The sequence below is a fragment of the Roseomonas sp. F4 genome (assembly GCF_053891155.1).
Genome location: NZ_JBSSHK010000001.1, coordinates 772,419 through 786,398 on the forward strand (window position 1 = coordinate 772,419; position 13,980 = coordinate 786,398).

The window sequence follows — 13,980 nt, forward strand, 5'->3', positions numbered from 1 at the left end:
TGTCCTATCCCCGTCGTTCCGGCCGCAGCATCAGCAGCCCGGCCGCAAGCTGAAACGCCACCGTCATCGCCATCGCCCAGCCATAGCCAGCCGAGGCCCAGCCCCCGTCGGCCATGCGCGGCCAGAGGTCCAGAATCCAGCCAATGGCGTTCTGCAACAGGAACACCATGCCCAGCATCGCGACATTGATGGCGGTGGCCACCCGCCCCGCCAGCTCCGCCCCAAAGCGTTGGCCGATCGCGGCATAGCCGGCCGGCCCCGCGGAGCTGAACAGGGCGAAGAAGAACCAGATCGCGCCAAGGGCCGCCTGGTTGCCTGGGGGATGCGCGATCAGCGCGATCTGCACCAGCACGATGCCCGCCATGGCCAGCCAGGGCACCAGCATCGGGTGCAGCCCGCGCCGTTGCAGAAGCGAGGCCGCCTGGCCGGTGCCGACGCTGCCCAGCATCAGCCCCGCCGCGTAGCACAGCAGCAGCACCGCCCGCGCCGCATCCCCCTGGCCACCCACATCCCGCAGCCATGGCCCGGCCCAGAGGCCCTGATAGGTGAAGTTCATCGCCGAGAGCAGCGCGACGGAGGGGGCGAAGCGCAGGAAGGTGGGGTGGCGGAAGATGCGGCCGAATTCCGCCACTTCCTTCCCCAGGCCCCGTCGCGGTGGCGGCGCCGCGCCCGGCCCGCGCTCCGGCACGGAGACCCAGATCCACAGGCTGACCCCGACCGACATCAGCGCCAGCAGCCCAAAAACGCCGCGCCAGCCGATCAGCGGTTCCAGCAGCGCCACCGGCAGGGTGGCCGCCAGGCTGCCCAATGATCCGAACAGGATGCCAAGCCCGGTCATCCCCGCCACCCGGTCGCGCGGATACCATTGCGTGTTGACCTTCAGCATGGCGATCAGCCCTGCCGAGATCCCCACCCCCGTCACCACCCGCCCCAGCGCCAGCCAGAACGGCCCCGCCGCCAGGGCACACAGAACGAAGCCCAGGGCGGCGACCAGCCCGAGCACCGTCTGTACCCGCCGCGAACCCCACAAATCGATGGCCAGCCCCACCGGCAATTGCGCCGCCGCATAGGCCGCGAAGAACATCGCCGCCAGCAGACCCAGCTCGCTGGCCGACAGCGCGAATTCCAGCGCCAGCAATGGCCCCAGCGTCGCGATCATGGTGCGCGAGGCCTGGTTGACGAAGTTCAGCCCGGCGAGGGGAAGGGTGATCCGGGCGAATTGGCGCATGGCGGCGATACTGGCACGCCGGCCGGACTCAGGGGAGGCGCAGGCGGACACTCATCGGGCAATGGTCCGACAGCGCCCAGCGGTAGCGGCGCGCCCGCTCGCTGTAGGTCAGGACGGCGAAGCTGTCCCGCACGAGCCAGTCCCGCGCCGGCCCGCCGAGCAGCAGATGGCTGACAAAGGGCCGCCCGCCCCGCGCATCCGCCCAGCAGGGGGAGGACAGGCCCTCGGTCACGCGGGTCAGCGGCGTGGCGGCTTCGAGGATGGTGAGGAAGTCGTCACCCGGCGTCATGCGGCGGTTGAAATCGCCGAGCACGGCGAAGCCCACACCTTCCCGCGCCCGGGCCTGGGTCCAGCGCGCCAGGATGCGGGCCTGTTCCTCCAGGTTGCGGCAGTCCCGCGACGCATCGGGGCCGAAGGCATCCTCCCGGCAGCCGGCATCCAGATGCACCGACAGCAGCCGCAGCCGCGCCCCGCCACGCGATTCCACCAAGATGTCGGCGCCGCGGCGCAGGCTGAACCGGGCACTGGCGAACAGGTCGAGCGCGCGGAGGTCGGGCTGCGGGGTGACGCGCAGATGCCGGCGAATCGCGAAGCCGGGGCGCTGGACGTCCTCCTCATCCGTCAGATGGATGGTCCATTCCGCCGGATCGAACAGCCGCCGCGCCGCGGCCTCCCCATCGATTTCCTGCAAGGCGACGACATCGGCGGCGAGGCGGTTCGCATAGCCGCGCAGCAGCCGAAAATCCTCGGGCGAGCGGGTTTCGAGATTGTTGGGCAGCGCCGGGTCGCCAGCCTGCTTCAGGGTCAGCCAGGCGATGTTCCAGGTGGCGAGCTTGATCTCCTGCGCCTGGGCCGGAAGGGCGAGGAGCAGGAACAGGGCGAACAGGAGATGGCGCATGGCGCGCGCTATAGCAGCAGGGCGGGGGCGGAGTCGCGTGGCGCCAGGGCGGCCTCGGGCAGCGGCCGGGCGCCGCAGGTGGTCAGGAAGTCGGCGATGGCATCCATCTCCGCCGCATCCCGTGTGGGGTCGTGGAAGGGATCGGTGCGGGGGCTGCCGGGCGGCACCCAGATCACCGTTTCATAGCGCGCGCGGGTGAGAAGCACGCGGTACGTGTTGCGGGTGAATTCGGTCTCCGCCGGGTTGCGCACCACCTGCCAGCCCGTGCCGGCGAAGCGCCGCGCCTGCCATTGCCCCGCCTGCCGCCGAAAATCGCCGCCCCAGGCAAGGCCGACCGTGTCCAGTTCCAGCCCCTGGCAGGCATATTCCGTGGCCGCGACTTCCAGCGCATCCGAGGCGCGGATATCGGGCCAGCGTTCCAGGAACCAGGCGACCGGCTCCTCTGCGCCGATGAGCTGCGCGTCGAACCCCTCTGCCCGCAGCCGTCGCGCGCCGGAGGATCGAACGAAGCCAGCCCGCCGCAGTCCGGGCGTCAGATGCCGCAGGGCGCGGCGCGCATCCTCCAGCGAGCGCGTCAGCAGGAAGGGCAGCCCCTCGGGCGCCGCATCCGCCGTCGCGCGTGCCTCCGCCACGGCGCCGCGCAGCACCGCATCCACCCAGGCGGCCGCGGCGTCCGAACGGACGCTGCGCAGGGAGACGGTGAGTTCCAGCGCCGGGTCCAGTCGCAGCCAATCGGGCCGGCCCTCCGCCAGGCGCTGTGCTGGCTCCGTCGCCTCCAGCACACGTTGCGCGGCCACGGCCCGCCAGCCGGGCGTCGCCGCGATTACGCTGCCCCATTCGCGCAGCCCAGCCTCCCCGGTATTGATCTCCTGCCCATTGCCGATCAGCGCGACGATCGCGGCGAAGCCATCATGCCGGCCCATGATCTCCAGCGCATGGGCGGGCTCGCTCATCCGCAGGGTGCTGACGCGGCGCTGCGTATCGCGCGAGGCCTGCGCCGCGTCCCAGGCGCGCTGCGCCTCGTCGAAGACGATCACGCGCTCCGCCGGCGCTGTGCTGCGGTTGGCATTGTCGGCCAGGAAGCGATGCACGTTCTGCAACGCCGCCTCCGCCTCATGCCGCGCCTTGCGCAGCCGGGGGGCGAGGCGCCGGCGCTCGGGGTCGGCGCTGGGGCCGAGCGCCAGGTCGATGCCGGCGCGGTTGCAGGCCAGGGCCTCCCGCAGCACGGCGACCAGCGGGCTGTTGCCAGTGAGGAAGGCGCTGCCGTCCCGCCGCCGGTCGCCGAACACCACGTTCAGGCCGCACAGCGTCTTGCCGGCACCGGGAATGCCGGTGACGAAGACCACCACCCGCCCACCTTCCGCCGCCGCCGCATCCAGCGCCCGCGCGATCGCCGCCGTGGTGCGCGTGAGATTGGCGGTATCGGCGCGGGCCGCGGCGATCTCCGCCACGCTGTTGCGGGCGAACAGGGTCGCTGCGGCCTCGATGATGCTGGGCACTGGCTGATAGGCGGCGGCGAGCCAGGCACGGCCATCGAGGGCTGCGCCCGGCAAAGCATCGCGCAGCGTCGCCAGCAGCACGGGCAACGTGGCGGCACTGGCTTCCGCCACCGGCAGCACGCCCGGGATGGGCAGCGGGGCCTGCGGCGCGGCGGGGTTGGCGCAATGGGTCGCAATCAGAATCGGCTGGATCGGGTGATGCCGGCTGCCGGCGTGGAAGTCGCGCAGATCCTCGGCGTAGTCGGAGACCTGGGCGCGGTCGGCATTGGTGATGGCGCTGGCGCCTATCTTGAACTCCAGCACCAGGATCGCTGCCTCGGTCAGCAGCACCGCATCGATGCGCTTTTCCAGCCGCAGCAGGTCGAATTCCAGCGCAAGGGTCCAGGCCTGGCCGTCACAGCGCCGAATGCAATCCTGCAGCAGTCGCACCTGATCGCGCCAGGCATGGAGCTGCGCGGGCTCTGCGGATAGCCGGCGGGACATCTGGCTGGCGGCGAGCGCATTGGCCACGGCATCCGGCGTGAGCGCCAGAAGTTCTGAACCGGTACAGGCGAACCAGGCGCGCATCCGCCCAGCCTAACCGTTCCGCCTCCGTCCTGGCCAGGTGGCCAGCAGCATGCTGCCCGTCAACAGGCAAAAACCCGCGAGATGCACGCCCGAAAACGCCTCCCCCAGAAACCCCACCGCCACCAGTGCCGCCGTCGCCGGCAGGAAAGCGGTGAAGACGCCGGCGATGCCGGCCGGCGCGCGGCGCAGGCCGGCGTACCAGAGAAGCAGGCAGATCACGCTGGCGGTCAGGCTATGGAAGACCAGCAGCCCCGCCACCTCCGGGTCGGCCAGGGCCATGGCGCTGCCCAGCACCGGCAGGCAGAAGGGCAGCATCAGCAGCATGGAGAAGGCCTGCATCCAAAGGCTCGCCGTCACCAGCGGCACCCGGCCGGCGATGCGCTTGGCGAGCAGGATATAGATCGCCTCGCCACAGACCCCGCCGAAGACCAGCAGATTGCCGAGCAGGCTGCCATGCGCCTCCCCGCTCGCGCGGGCCAGGGTCAGCGCGCCCATGCCGATGGCGGCCAGCGCCACGGCGGCCCATTGCCGCGGCGGCAGCACCTCCCGCAACCACAGCGCGCTGCCGATGGCGACCACGGCTGGAAGGGTGGCCAGCACCAGCCCTGCCTCCAGTGCCGTGGTCAGCCGCAGCCCGGCCAGCAGCCCGGCATTGTACAGCGCCGTGCCGAAGGCCGCCTGGAGGAACAGGTTGCGCAGGCTTCGCCTGTCCACCTGCACCCGGCCTTCCATCGCGCGCGCCAGCGGCCACAGCACCAGCACGGCCAACAGGCAGCGCAGCCCGACGATCATCGCGATCGGCAGCGAGCCCGCCAGAACCTTCGCCACACCGACATTGGCACCGACCAGCGCCATGGACCCGGCGAGCTGCGCATAGGCGGTCAGCACGCCAGCGTCTTCTCCATGAAGACACTGAGCGGGTCCGGCGCATAACCCTCGAAGGCCGCGATCTCCACGAAGCCGGCGCTGCGGTACAGCGCCAGCGCGGCATGGCTGTGAGCGCCTGTCTCCAGCCGCAGCAGGCGCAGGCCGGCATTGCGCGCGGCCTGTTCCAGGGCTTCCAGCACGGCGCGCGCCACGCCGAGGCCGCGCGCGCCCGGGTCAGTCCACATGCGCTTGATCTCGCCCCATTCGCCATGCGGCACCAGCGCCCCGGTGCCGAGCGCCAGGCCGCCTGCATCGCGCGCCACATGGAACAGCACGCCAGGCGTGCGCAGCGACCCCAGGGGCAGGTGGTGGTTGCTCTCGGCCGGATAGAGCGCGGCGCTATTTGCCTCGCCGGCGCGCAGCATGGCGAGGATGGCGGGCTGGTCCGGATCCTCGATCGCGACGGCGATCATTCGCCCTCGCGCTTGAAGGGCGAGGCTTCGGCCAGTGCCTCGATCTCCGCCACCATTGCCGGCCTCTCCCGATCGAGAAAATCCGCGATGGCCGCGCGCAGGCCGGGATGCTGGATCCAATGGGCGGAATAGGTCGGCACGGGCAGGTAGCCGCGCTGGATCTTATGCTCGCCCTGGGCGCCGGCCTCGACGCGGGGCAGCTTGTGTTCGATGGCGAAGTCGATGGCGCGGTAGTAGCACAGCTCGAAATGCAGGAAGGGCGCCTCTACCAGGCAGCCCCAGTTGCGGCCGTACAGCGCATCGGTGCCGAGCAGGTTCAGCGCGCCGGCCACGGGCTCTCCGTCCTGCTCCGCCACCATCAGCACGACCTTGTCGCCAAGCCGCTCGCCCAGCAGCGGCCAGAAGGCCTTTTTCAGATAGGCGCTGCGGCCCCATTTCTTGTCGGAGGTCGAGACATAGAAACGGTGAAACGCCTCCCAGTGCTTTGGCGTGATTTCATGGCCGCGCAGCGTCTTCAGCACGAAGCCGGAATTCTCAGCGTCGCGCCGCTCGCGCTTGATCTGCTTGCGCTTGCGGCTGGACAGCGCCGCGAGGAAATCGTCGAACGTCGCATAGCCGGCATTGGACCAGTGGAACTGCGTGCCGATGCGTTGCAGCCAGCCGGCCTCGCCCAGCGCTTCCCATTCCTCGGGCGTGCAGAAGGTGCAGTGCACTGACGAAAGATCGAGCTGGCCGCAGGCCTGCACCAGGCCCTGGGCCAAGGCCTCCACGCCAATGCCGGATTTCGGCCGCACCAGAAGGCGCGGGCCGGGCACAGGGCTGAAGGGGGCGGCGACCTGAAGTTTGGGGTAGTAGCTGCCGCCGGCGCGCTCGAAGGCGTCGGCCCAGCCATGGTCGAAGACGTATTCGCCCTGGGAATGCACCTTGGCATAGCAGGGCGCGCAGGCCAGCAGCCGGCCCGCTTCGTCGCGCAGGGCCGCATGCTGCGGCAGCCAACCGCTGCGCCCGCCGACGCTACCGGATTCCTCCAGCGCCAGCAGGAAGGCATGGCTGACGAAGGGATTGTCGGGGCCGGCGCAGGCATCCCAGTCCAGGGGCGGGATGTCCGCGATGGCGCGGTGCAGCGAGAGGCTGAGTTCGGGCATGCCGCTCAAGGTTGGGCGCGCCCGTCGCGCGACAATGCCTCAGGTGATCTCGAACATGCCTTCGACTTCCACAGCCGCGTCGCCGGGCAGGGAGGGCACGCCGATGGTGCTGCGCGCATGCCGCCCCGCTTCGCCAAATACCGCCACGGCGAGGTCGGACGCGCCATTCATCACCAGCGCGTGCTGGCTGAAGTCCGGCCCGCAGGCGATGAAGCCGCCGAGGCGCACCACGCGCTTCACCCGGTCCAGATCACCGACCGCCGCCTTCACCTGGGCCACGAGATTGATGAAGCAGGTCCGCGCCGCCGCCTGGCCGTCCTCGATGGACACGCCCGCGCCGAGCTTGCCCGTGGTGCTGATCTTGCCATCCACCAGCGGGATCTGGCCGGAGACGACCAGCAGGGTCCCGACCAGATTGAAGCCGATGTAATTCGCCACCGGCGCCGGGGCCTGCGGCAGGGTGATGCCGAGGTTTGCGAGGTTGGTGTCGACGGTGCCGGGCATGTCTGGTTCCTCAAGCTGAAACGGGGTGCGCGGGGTGGGGGCCAGGCGCCCCCTCTATCCCACCAGCTTCAACTGCCGCCGCCGCTGGCGTGGCGCCGGGCTGGCGGGCAGGTCCATCGGCAGCAGCGGCAGATGTTCTGCCGCATGGCCGGTGGCATCCGGCGCGCAATCCTCCTCGGAGGGGTCCATCAGGTCGCGACGGCCGAGATAATCCAGTGCCAGCCGGCGGAAAGCCCAGTCCAGCACGCTGGTGGCGCGGCGGATGGCCGGGTCGCCCTCCACGGCGCCGGAAGGCCCGAAGCGGGTATAGGCATAGGCCTCGACATAGGAATCCAGCGCCACGCCGCCCGCCAGACCGATCGAGACGGCCTGCAACATCGCCTCCATCAGGCTGCGATAGGCCGCCGATTCCTTGCTGAGCGCGATGGTCACCTCGGAGAGGCGGCCCTCCGCATCCTCCGCCGTGCGCAGCACCACCTTGTGGCCGCCGACGGAAACCCGCCAGACGGCGCCCATCGGCCGCTGCGCCTGGCTCGGCGCCGGCACCGGCAAGGGGGGCGCGGCCCGGGCGGGGGCGGCGGGGGCCACCGGCATGGGCGGCGGCACATGCAGGAAGGGGGCGAGGGCCTGCGCCATGCCGGCCCATTCGGCATCCGGCACGGGCGCGAGCAGCGCCTCCGCCGCCGCGCGGCCGATGCGCAAGGCGGTGCGACTCGGCACTTCGGCCACCCAGCCATGGGCGTCCAGGGCGAGGCGTGTCGCGCCGGGGGCAGGGGCCAGGCCGCCGGTCTCGGCGCCCAGAAGCTGTTCCACCGCATCGGGGGCCGAAAGCGCCACCAGCACTTGGTGCCGCAGGCCCAGGCTGCGCGCTGCCGCTTCCAGCGCCGCGCGGGCGGCTTCCGCCAGGCCGGGCACGGGGGTGGCGCCGGGCGGGGCGGGGGCGAACAGAGCGAGGGGCTCGCGGGCGCCGAGAATGGCGCCGATCCGGCCCGACTCGGCCTCCGCCGCGCCACGGGTCAGGGCGGCGATGGCGGCGCCCACGGCGCGCGCCTCCGCGCTGCCATAGCGCAGGCCAAGCCCGGCCAGCAGCCCGGCGAGATCGGCGAACCCGACCGACAGGCGCGGCGCCTTGGCGCCGGTCCAGATATCCAGGGCACGCACCGCCAGCGCCACCGCCTGCCCGTAGGCGGCGGCGTCAAAGCCACCCTCCGGGTCGAGGAAGGCGGGCAGGTTCAGCACGAAGCGGGCGGGGCCGCGCACCTCATTGCGCCAGATCGCGGCGCCGGGCGCGCCACGGCGGGCCAGCAACAGGGCCCGCAGCGCATGGGCGAAGCTGTCCTGCGCCGCGGCGTCGGTCAGCAGCCCGACCTCCCGCCCCCGCAAAGCGAGGCGGTTGATCCAGGCCTCGGCGAGCTTCGGGAAGACCACCGGGCCGGCGCCCGGCGCCAGGGCGGCCAGCGCCTCCGCGGCGGATTCATCCCAGGCGACGGGCAGGGCAATAGGGCGGGGGGCGGCATCCGGGTCGGGCGCGGCGCGAACCCGCCACAGCGCGACCTGATCCCACAGCGTTCCGGCGAGTGATGTCATGCACCAACCCTAAAGGCCTCGCGCGGCCTGCGGAAGCCGTATCTGGTGGGTCATTTGCGTGGAACCCGCAACATCCTGTGGACAACACGGTGTTTTGCGCGGAGGCCGGGGTTGTGCGAAACTGGCGCCCCCCGCAGATGACGGCACAGCCACGGGCAAGGATCGCCAGGGGCCGCGCCGAAGGATCGCAGATGTCGCTGATGATGCGTCTGACCACAGCCCTGACCGGTCGGAAGATCGGTACGGACCGCTTCGGCAATAGCTATCACGAGTCCCGTCGGGACTACCTGCAATATGGCCGCAAGCGCCGTTGGGTGCTGTTCGCCGGCGCCGCGGACCCGACCAAGGTGCCGCCGGAATGGCATGGCTGGCTGCATCACACCGCCGCCGCCCCGCTGTCGGAGACCAAGGCCCATGCCTGGCAGGTGGAGCACCGCCCGAACCCGACCGGCACCGCCTTGGCCTGGCACCCGGCCGGCCACGACTATTCGGGCGGCCGCCGGCAGGTGACGACCGGCGATTATGAGGCCTGGACGCCGGGTTCCTGACCCTGCGCGTCCCCTACAGGATCAAGCACCCATGAAGCGTCGTTCCCTCGCCGAGATTCTCGCCGGCGCCGCGGTGCTGGTGGTGGCCTGCGGATTTCTGGCCTATGCGCTGACCAATAGCGGTCGTTCGGGCTTTTCCGGCGCGGGCGTCACCCTGACCGCGAAGTTCGACCGCATCGACGGGCTGGCGCCCGGCGCCGATGTGCGGATCGCCGGGGTCAAGGTGGGCAGCGTGGTCGATCAGCGCATCGACCCCGTCAGCTTCCTGGCCGTGCTGTCCCTGCGCGTCGATTCCGCCTTGAAGATCCCCTCCGACAGCTCCGCCGAGATCGCCAGTGAAGGGCTGCTGGGCGGGCGCTTTGTCTCCCTGGTGCCGGGCGGATCGGATCGCATCCTGGCCGATGGCGGGGAGATCACCATCACCCAATCCGCCATCAGCCTGGAAAGCCTGCTGGGCCGCTTCATCTTCTCGATGACCGAGGGCCAGCCGAACCGTGGCGAGGGCACGCCGCCGGCCGGCGGCGGGGCGGCACCCGCCCGGACCCCATGAACGGCCTCGCCCCTCCCGCCACCTGGCCGGGCGCCGATGGCGTGCCGCTGTCGTGCCGCGAGAAGCTGAAGGTGCTGGCGGAGAACCATGAGGAGGCGGCCCAGGTGCTGCGCGACGCCTTCGAGGATGCGGTGCTGATGGGTGTGGACGAGGCGGCCATGCGGCGCATCCTGGGCGATCTGGTCGCCGCCCTGCCGAGCCCGAAGCGCCCATGAGGCGCCTCCTTCTCGCCTTCCTGCTGCTCTCCAGCCCGGCCTTTGCCCAGGACTGGCGGCCGCAGCGCGTCGCCCAGTTGCAGGCGCTGGACAAGGTGACGGCGCGGATCACCGTGCTGCGCGCCGCGCTGAACCAGCCGGAGCGCTTCGGCAGCCTAACCATCCTGGTCCGCGCCTGCCATGCCCGCCCGCCGGATGAGGTGCCGGACGCCGCGGCCTATATCGAGATCAGTGACAGCCGCCTGCCGCCGGAGGCCAACCCGGTCTTCCGTGGCTGGATGTTCGCCGAGGCGCCGGGCGTGAACATGCTGCAGCACCCGGTCTACGACATCCGCATCCTGCAATGCCTGCCGCAATAGGGCCGCGTCCCTAGAAGACTAGTCAGCGGTCTCGCCCAGGCGGCGGATCTCGGCCAGAACGGCCTCCGCCGGCACCGCGTCGTTCCAGATGCCCTGCTGCTCCACCGCTTCGGACAGCAGGCGCTTATAGGCCTGGCGCGGCACCTCATGGCAGCCGAACTGGGCCAGGTGGGTGGTCTGGAACTGCGCATCCAGTAGGGTGAAGCCGAACAGCCGCAGCCGCGCCACCAGATGCACCAGCGCGACCTTCGAAGCGTCGCGCGCGCGCGAAAACATGCTCTCGCCGAAGAAGGCGCCGCCGAGTGCCACGCCATACAGCCCGCCGACCAGCTGCGGCCCGCCTTCGCCCGGCAGCCAGGCTTCCACCGAATGGGCATGGCCCATGCGGTGCAGGGCGCCGAACAGGCGCTCGATCTCCGGATTGATCCAGGTGTCCTCCCGCCCCGTATCGGGGGCGGCGCAGGCGGCGATCACGCCGGCGAAGTCGCGATTGGTGGTGATGTCATAGGGGCCGGCCAGCACGGTGCGGCGCAGCCGGCGCGGCAGGTGGAAGCGGTCCAGCGGCAGCACGCCGCGCAGTTCCGGGTCCAGCCAGTAAAGCCGGTCCCCGCGCCGGGTTTCGGCCATGGGAAAAAGCCCCGCCCGGTAGGCGCGGAGCATCAGGTCAGGTGTTATGTCGAACTGGCGGCGGCTCACGAAACCAGTATGCGCCAAGGATAGTGTCGCCGCGAGGGCAGCCTGTTTCGGCCCATGTCACGGCGCGGGACCGGCCTGATGGCCGGCCCCGGTATGTCAGGCCCCGCGCTCCACGAAGCGCTCCAGCCAGTGGATCGTATAGTCGCCGGCCTGGAATTCCGGGTCCGCCACGATGCGCTGGTGCAGCGGCAGGGTGGTCTTGATGCCGGAGACGACCATCTCCGCCAGCGCCCGCTTCAGCCGGGCGATCGCCTCGGGCCGCGTCCGGCCGTGCACCACCAGCTTGGCCACCAGGCTGTCGTAGTTCGACGGCACGGTGTAGCCGGAATAGAGGGCGCTATCGACGCGCACGCCGAGCCCGCCCGGGGCGTGGTACATATCGACCCGGCCGGGGCTGGGGGCGAAGGTCTCGGGGTCCTCCGCCGTGATGCGGCATTCGATGGCATGGCCGGAGAAGCGGATGTCGTCCTGGGTATAGCCCAGCGGCTCGCCAGCGGCGACGCGAAGCTGTTCCTTCACCAGGTCCACATTGCAGATCATCTCCGTCACCGGATGTTCCACCTGAAGCCGGGTGTTCATCTCGATGAAGGCGAACTGGCCGTCCTGCCACAGGAATTCCAGCGTGCCGGCATTGCGGTAGCCGAGCTGGCGCAGGCCCTTGGTGACCTGAGCGCCCAGCGCGTCGCGCTCAGCCGGCGTCAGAACCGGGCTGCCGGCCTCCTCCACCAGCTTCTGGTGGCGGCGCTGGAGCGAGCAGTCACGCTCGCCGAAATGCACCACATTGCCGTGCATGTCGGCCATCACCTGCAACTCGATATGCCGCGGGCGATCCAGGTACTTTTCCATATAGACGCTGTCATCGCCGAAGGCGGCCTTGGATTCCGTGCGCGCGACGCGCCAGGCTTCCTCCAGCTCATCGGCACTGCGCGCCACCTTCATGCCGCGACCGCCACCGCCGGCGGCGGCCTTGATCAGCACCGGGTACTTGATCTCCTCCGCGACGGCGCGGGCTTCCTCCAGGCTGTCCAGCGCGCCGAGCGAGCCGGGCACCAGCGGCACGCCCAGGCTGCGCATGGCGTCCTTGGCGGCGATCTTGTCGCCCATCATGCGGATATGGGCGGCCGTCGGGCCGATGAAGGCCAGGCCATGGGCCTCCACCATCTCGGCGAAATTCGCGTTCTCCGAGAGGAAGCCATAGCCGGGATGGATCGCCTCCGCCCCGGTGATGGCGGCGGCCGACAGGATCGCGGCCATGTTCAGATAGCTGTCGCGTGCGGAGGGCGGGCCGATGCAGACGCTCTCATCCGCCAGGCGCACATGCATCGCCGTATTGTCGGCGGTGGAATGCACGGCGACGGTGCGGATGCCCATCTCCTGGCAGGCGCGATGCACCCGCAGCGCGATCTCGCCGCGATTCGCGATCAGGACCTTCTTGAACATTATGCTCTCTTCCCGCCGCTATGCGGCGCGAGGCCGGCCGATTCAGACGTCCGGGCCTCCGGCCCTCCCGTCATCGGGCGGCTGATGGCGATCGCCATCATTCAATAATCATCAGCGGTTCGCCGAATTCCACGGGCGAGCCGCCTTCCACCAGGATGCGGGTGACGGTGCCGGCGCGGGGGGCGCGGATCTGGTTGAAGGTCTTCATCGCCTCGATCAGCATCAGGGTCTGGCCCTGCGCCACCTTGGCCCCCACCGTCACGAACTGCGCCGCGCCGGGTTCCGGCGACAGATAGGCCACGCCGACCATGGGGGAGGTGATGAGGCCCGGATGCGCCGCATCGGTCACCACGGGCTCCGGCACCGCCAGGGCGGCGGGGGCGGCCGCGGGGGCTGCGGCGGTGGGCAGATGCGCCACCTGCGTCACCGTGATCTGCCGCGCCACGCGGATACGGCTGTCCTTCTCGACCAGTTCGATCTCGGTGAGATCGGTCTCCCGCAGGATCTTGGCGAGTTCGCGGATCGCCGCTGCGTCGAATTGCACGCCCGACATTCAGGGCTCTCCTTCTTCGGTCACCAGGTCAGCGATCGCTTGCAGCGCCAGGGCGTAGCCCTGGATGCCCAGGCCCGCGATCACGCCGGTCGCCGCCTTGGACACATAGCTGAGATGCCGGAATTCCTCCCGGCGGTGGATGTTGGAAATATGGACCTCCACGATCGGCAGGTCGGTGGCCTTCAGCGCATCCATCAAGGCGATGGAGGTATGGCTGTAGCCGGCGGGGTTGATGATGATGCCATCGGCCCGGCCGCGGCATTCCTGCACCCAGGTGATCAGCTCGCCTTCCCCATTGGTCTGCCGGAAGTCGATGGCCAGACCCAGCTGTTCCGCCGTTTCGGCGCAGAGCTGCTCGACATCATCCAGCGTCGCGGAGCCATAGATCTCCGGCTGGCGGGTGCCGAGCAGATTCAGATTGGGTCCGTTCAGGACGACGATCAGCGGCGGGTTCACGGGAATCCCAGGGTTTTACGGGGTGCGCCGGGCTAGCACGGGGGGATAAGCGGGGGCAAGCGGGCGCGAGCCACTCGCAGGCAGGGACGTGCCAGGGCCACGGCCGATGCCAGCCTTGCACCCGGCGCGTCTTGTTCACCGCCCGCGCGCCCGCCATCTTCCGCCCATGACGGGAACAGCCATGCCTGCCTCCATCGCGATCGAGGTGAACGGGGAGCGTCGTGAGGTGCCGGAGGGTGCCTCCGTCGCCGAATTGCTGACCTTGATCGGCCTGGCCGCGCCCAAGGTGGCGGTGGAACGCAATCTGGAAATCGTGCCGCGCTCCGCCTGGTCCAGCACCCGACTCGGCGCCGGGGATCGGCTGGAGATCGTGCACTTCATCGGGGGTGGTTGAG

At 70.4% G+C, this 13,980-nt stretch carries 17 protein-coding genes; 5 read left to right on the forward strand and 12 right to left on the reverse strand.

Features of this window, described 5'->3' with window-relative positions:
* Positions 1-4 precede the first annotated feature (4 nt).
* Genes ACVFYP_RS03685 through ACVFYP_RS03720 form a run of 8 tightly spaced genes read right to left on the reverse strand, consistent with a single transcriptional unit; the run spans position 5 to position 8,768 of the window.
* Positions 5-1,228: an MFS transporter gene (locus ACVFYP_RS03685; RefSeq protein ID WP_499198770.1), complete on the reverse strand. Its 1,224-nt coding sequence runs from the start codon at positions 1,226-1,228 to the stop codon at positions 5-7.
* A gap of 28 nt (positions 1,229-1,256) precedes the next feature.
* A complete protein-coding gene (locus ACVFYP_RS03690; RefSeq protein ID WP_499198771.1) occupies positions 1,257-2,126 on the reverse strand; it encodes an endonuclease/exonuclease/phosphatase family protein in 870 nt (289 codons plus the stop codon).
* 8 nt (positions 2,127-2,134) lie between these two features.
* Positions 2,135-4,192, reverse strand: coding sequence for a DNA/RNA helicase domain-containing protein (locus tag ACVFYP_RS03695; RefSeq protein ID WP_499198772.1), 2,058 nt, complete (start codon positions 4,190-4,192; stop codon positions 2,135-2,137).
* Between the two features lie 9 nt (positions 4,193-4,201).
* Complete coding sequence (locus ACVFYP_RS03700; RefSeq protein ID WP_499198773.1) at positions 4,202-5,080, reverse strand: DMT family transporter; 879 nt, start codon at positions 5,078-5,080, stop codon at positions 4,202-4,204.
* Entirely contained in the window at positions 5,074-5,532 is a 459-nt protein-coding gene (locus ACVFYP_RS03705; protein ID WP_499198774.1) for a GNAT family N-acetyltransferase, read from the reverse strand. The genes ACVFYP_RS03700 and ACVFYP_RS03705 overlap by 7 nt, the downstream gene beginning before the upstream one ends.
* A complete protein-coding gene (locus ACVFYP_RS03710) occupies positions 5,529-6,677 on the reverse strand; it encodes a GNAT family N-acetyltransferase (RefSeq protein ID WP_499198775.1) in 1,149 nt (382 codons plus the stop codon). The genes ACVFYP_RS03705 and ACVFYP_RS03710 overlap by 4 nt, the downstream gene beginning before the upstream one ends.
* 39 nt (positions 6,678-6,716) lie before the next feature.
* Positions 6,717-7,181, reverse strand: coding sequence for a RidA family protein (locus ACVFYP_RS03715; protein WP_499198776.1), 465 nt, complete (start codon positions 7,179-7,181; stop codon positions 6,717-6,719).
* Between the two features lie 54 nt (positions 7,182-7,235).
* The gene (locus ACVFYP_RS03720) at positions 7,236-8,768 is read right to left on the reverse strand and encodes a TSCPD domain-containing protein (protein WP_499198777.1); all 1,533 of its coding nucleotides are present in this window, start codon (positions 8,766-8,768) and stop codon (positions 7,236-7,238) included.
* A 191-nt stretch (positions 8,769-8,959) separates the two neighbouring features.
* On the opposite strand from ACVFYP_RS03720, the gene ACVFYP_RS03725 reads away from it, so the two are divergent.
* Genes ACVFYP_RS03725 through ACVFYP_RS03740 form a run of 4 tightly spaced genes read left to right on the forward strand, consistent with a single transcriptional unit; the run spans position 8,960 to position 10,440 of the window.
* The gene (locus ACVFYP_RS03725) at positions 8,960-9,316 is read left to right on the forward strand and encodes an NADH:ubiquinone oxidoreductase subunit NDUFA12 (protein WP_499198778.1); all 357 of its coding nucleotides are present in this window, start codon (positions 8,960-8,962) and stop codon (positions 9,314-9,316) included.
* Between the two features lie 31 nt (positions 9,317-9,347).
* Positions 9,348-9,866: an outer membrane lipid asymmetry maintenance protein MlaD gene (gene mlaD, locus ACVFYP_RS03730; protein ID WP_499198779.1), complete on the forward strand. Its 519-nt coding sequence runs from the start codon at positions 9,348-9,350 to the stop codon at positions 9,864-9,866.
* On the forward strand, positions 9,863-10,081 hold the full coding sequence (locus tag ACVFYP_RS03735) for a hypothetical protein (protein WP_499198780.1): 219 nt from the start codon (positions 9,863-9,865) through the stop codon (positions 10,079-10,081). Before mlaD ends, ACVFYP_RS03735 begins: the two co-directional genes overlap by 4 nt.
* Entirely contained in the window at positions 10,078-10,440 is a 363-nt protein-coding gene (locus ACVFYP_RS03740) for a DUF2155 domain-containing protein (RefSeq protein ID WP_499198781.1), read from the forward strand. The genes ACVFYP_RS03735 and ACVFYP_RS03740 overlap by 4 nt, the downstream gene beginning before the upstream one ends.
* An 18-nt stretch (positions 10,441-10,458) precedes the next feature.
* Here ACVFYP_RS03740 and aat read toward each other — a convergent pair whose 3' ends face one another.
* The 4 genes from aat to aroQ all read right to left on the reverse strand — a co-directional run bounded on the left by aat (position 10,459) and on the right by aroQ (position 13,585).
* Entirely contained in the window at positions 10,459-11,136 is a 678-nt protein-coding gene (gene aat, locus ACVFYP_RS03745; RefSeq protein WP_499198782.1) for a leucyl/phenylalanyl-tRNA--protein transferase, read from the reverse strand.
* Positions 11,137-11,232: 96 nt separating this feature from the next.
* Positions 11,233-12,576 carry an acetyl-CoA carboxylase biotin carboxylase subunit gene (gene accC / locus ACVFYP_RS03750; protein WP_499198783.1) on the reverse strand — a complete coding sequence of 448 codons (1,344 nt, stop codon included), beginning with the start codon at positions 12,574-12,576 and terminating at the stop codon, positions 11,233-11,235.
* Positions 12,577-12,673: 97 nt separating this feature from the next.
* Positions 12,674-13,129 carry an acetyl-CoA carboxylase biotin carboxyl carrier protein gene (gene accB / locus ACVFYP_RS03755; RefSeq protein WP_499198784.1) on the reverse strand — a complete coding sequence of 152 codons (456 nt, stop codon included), beginning with the start codon at positions 13,127-13,129 and terminating at the stop codon, positions 12,674-12,676.
* A complete protein-coding gene (gene aroQ, locus ACVFYP_RS03760) occupies positions 13,130-13,585 on the reverse strand; it encodes a type II 3-dehydroquinate dehydratase (RefSeq protein WP_499198785.1) in 456 nt (151 codons plus the stop codon).
* A 181-nt stretch (positions 13,586-13,766) separates the two neighbouring features.
* Here aroQ and thiS point away from each other — a divergent pair, with 181 nt between their 5' ends.
* The gene (thiS, locus tag ACVFYP_RS03765; RefSeq protein WP_499198786.1) at positions 13,767-13,979 is read left to right on the forward strand and encodes a sulfur carrier protein ThiS; all 213 of its coding nucleotides are present in this window, start codon (positions 13,767-13,769) and stop codon (positions 13,977-13,979) included.
* Position 13,980 lies beyond the last annotated feature (1 nt).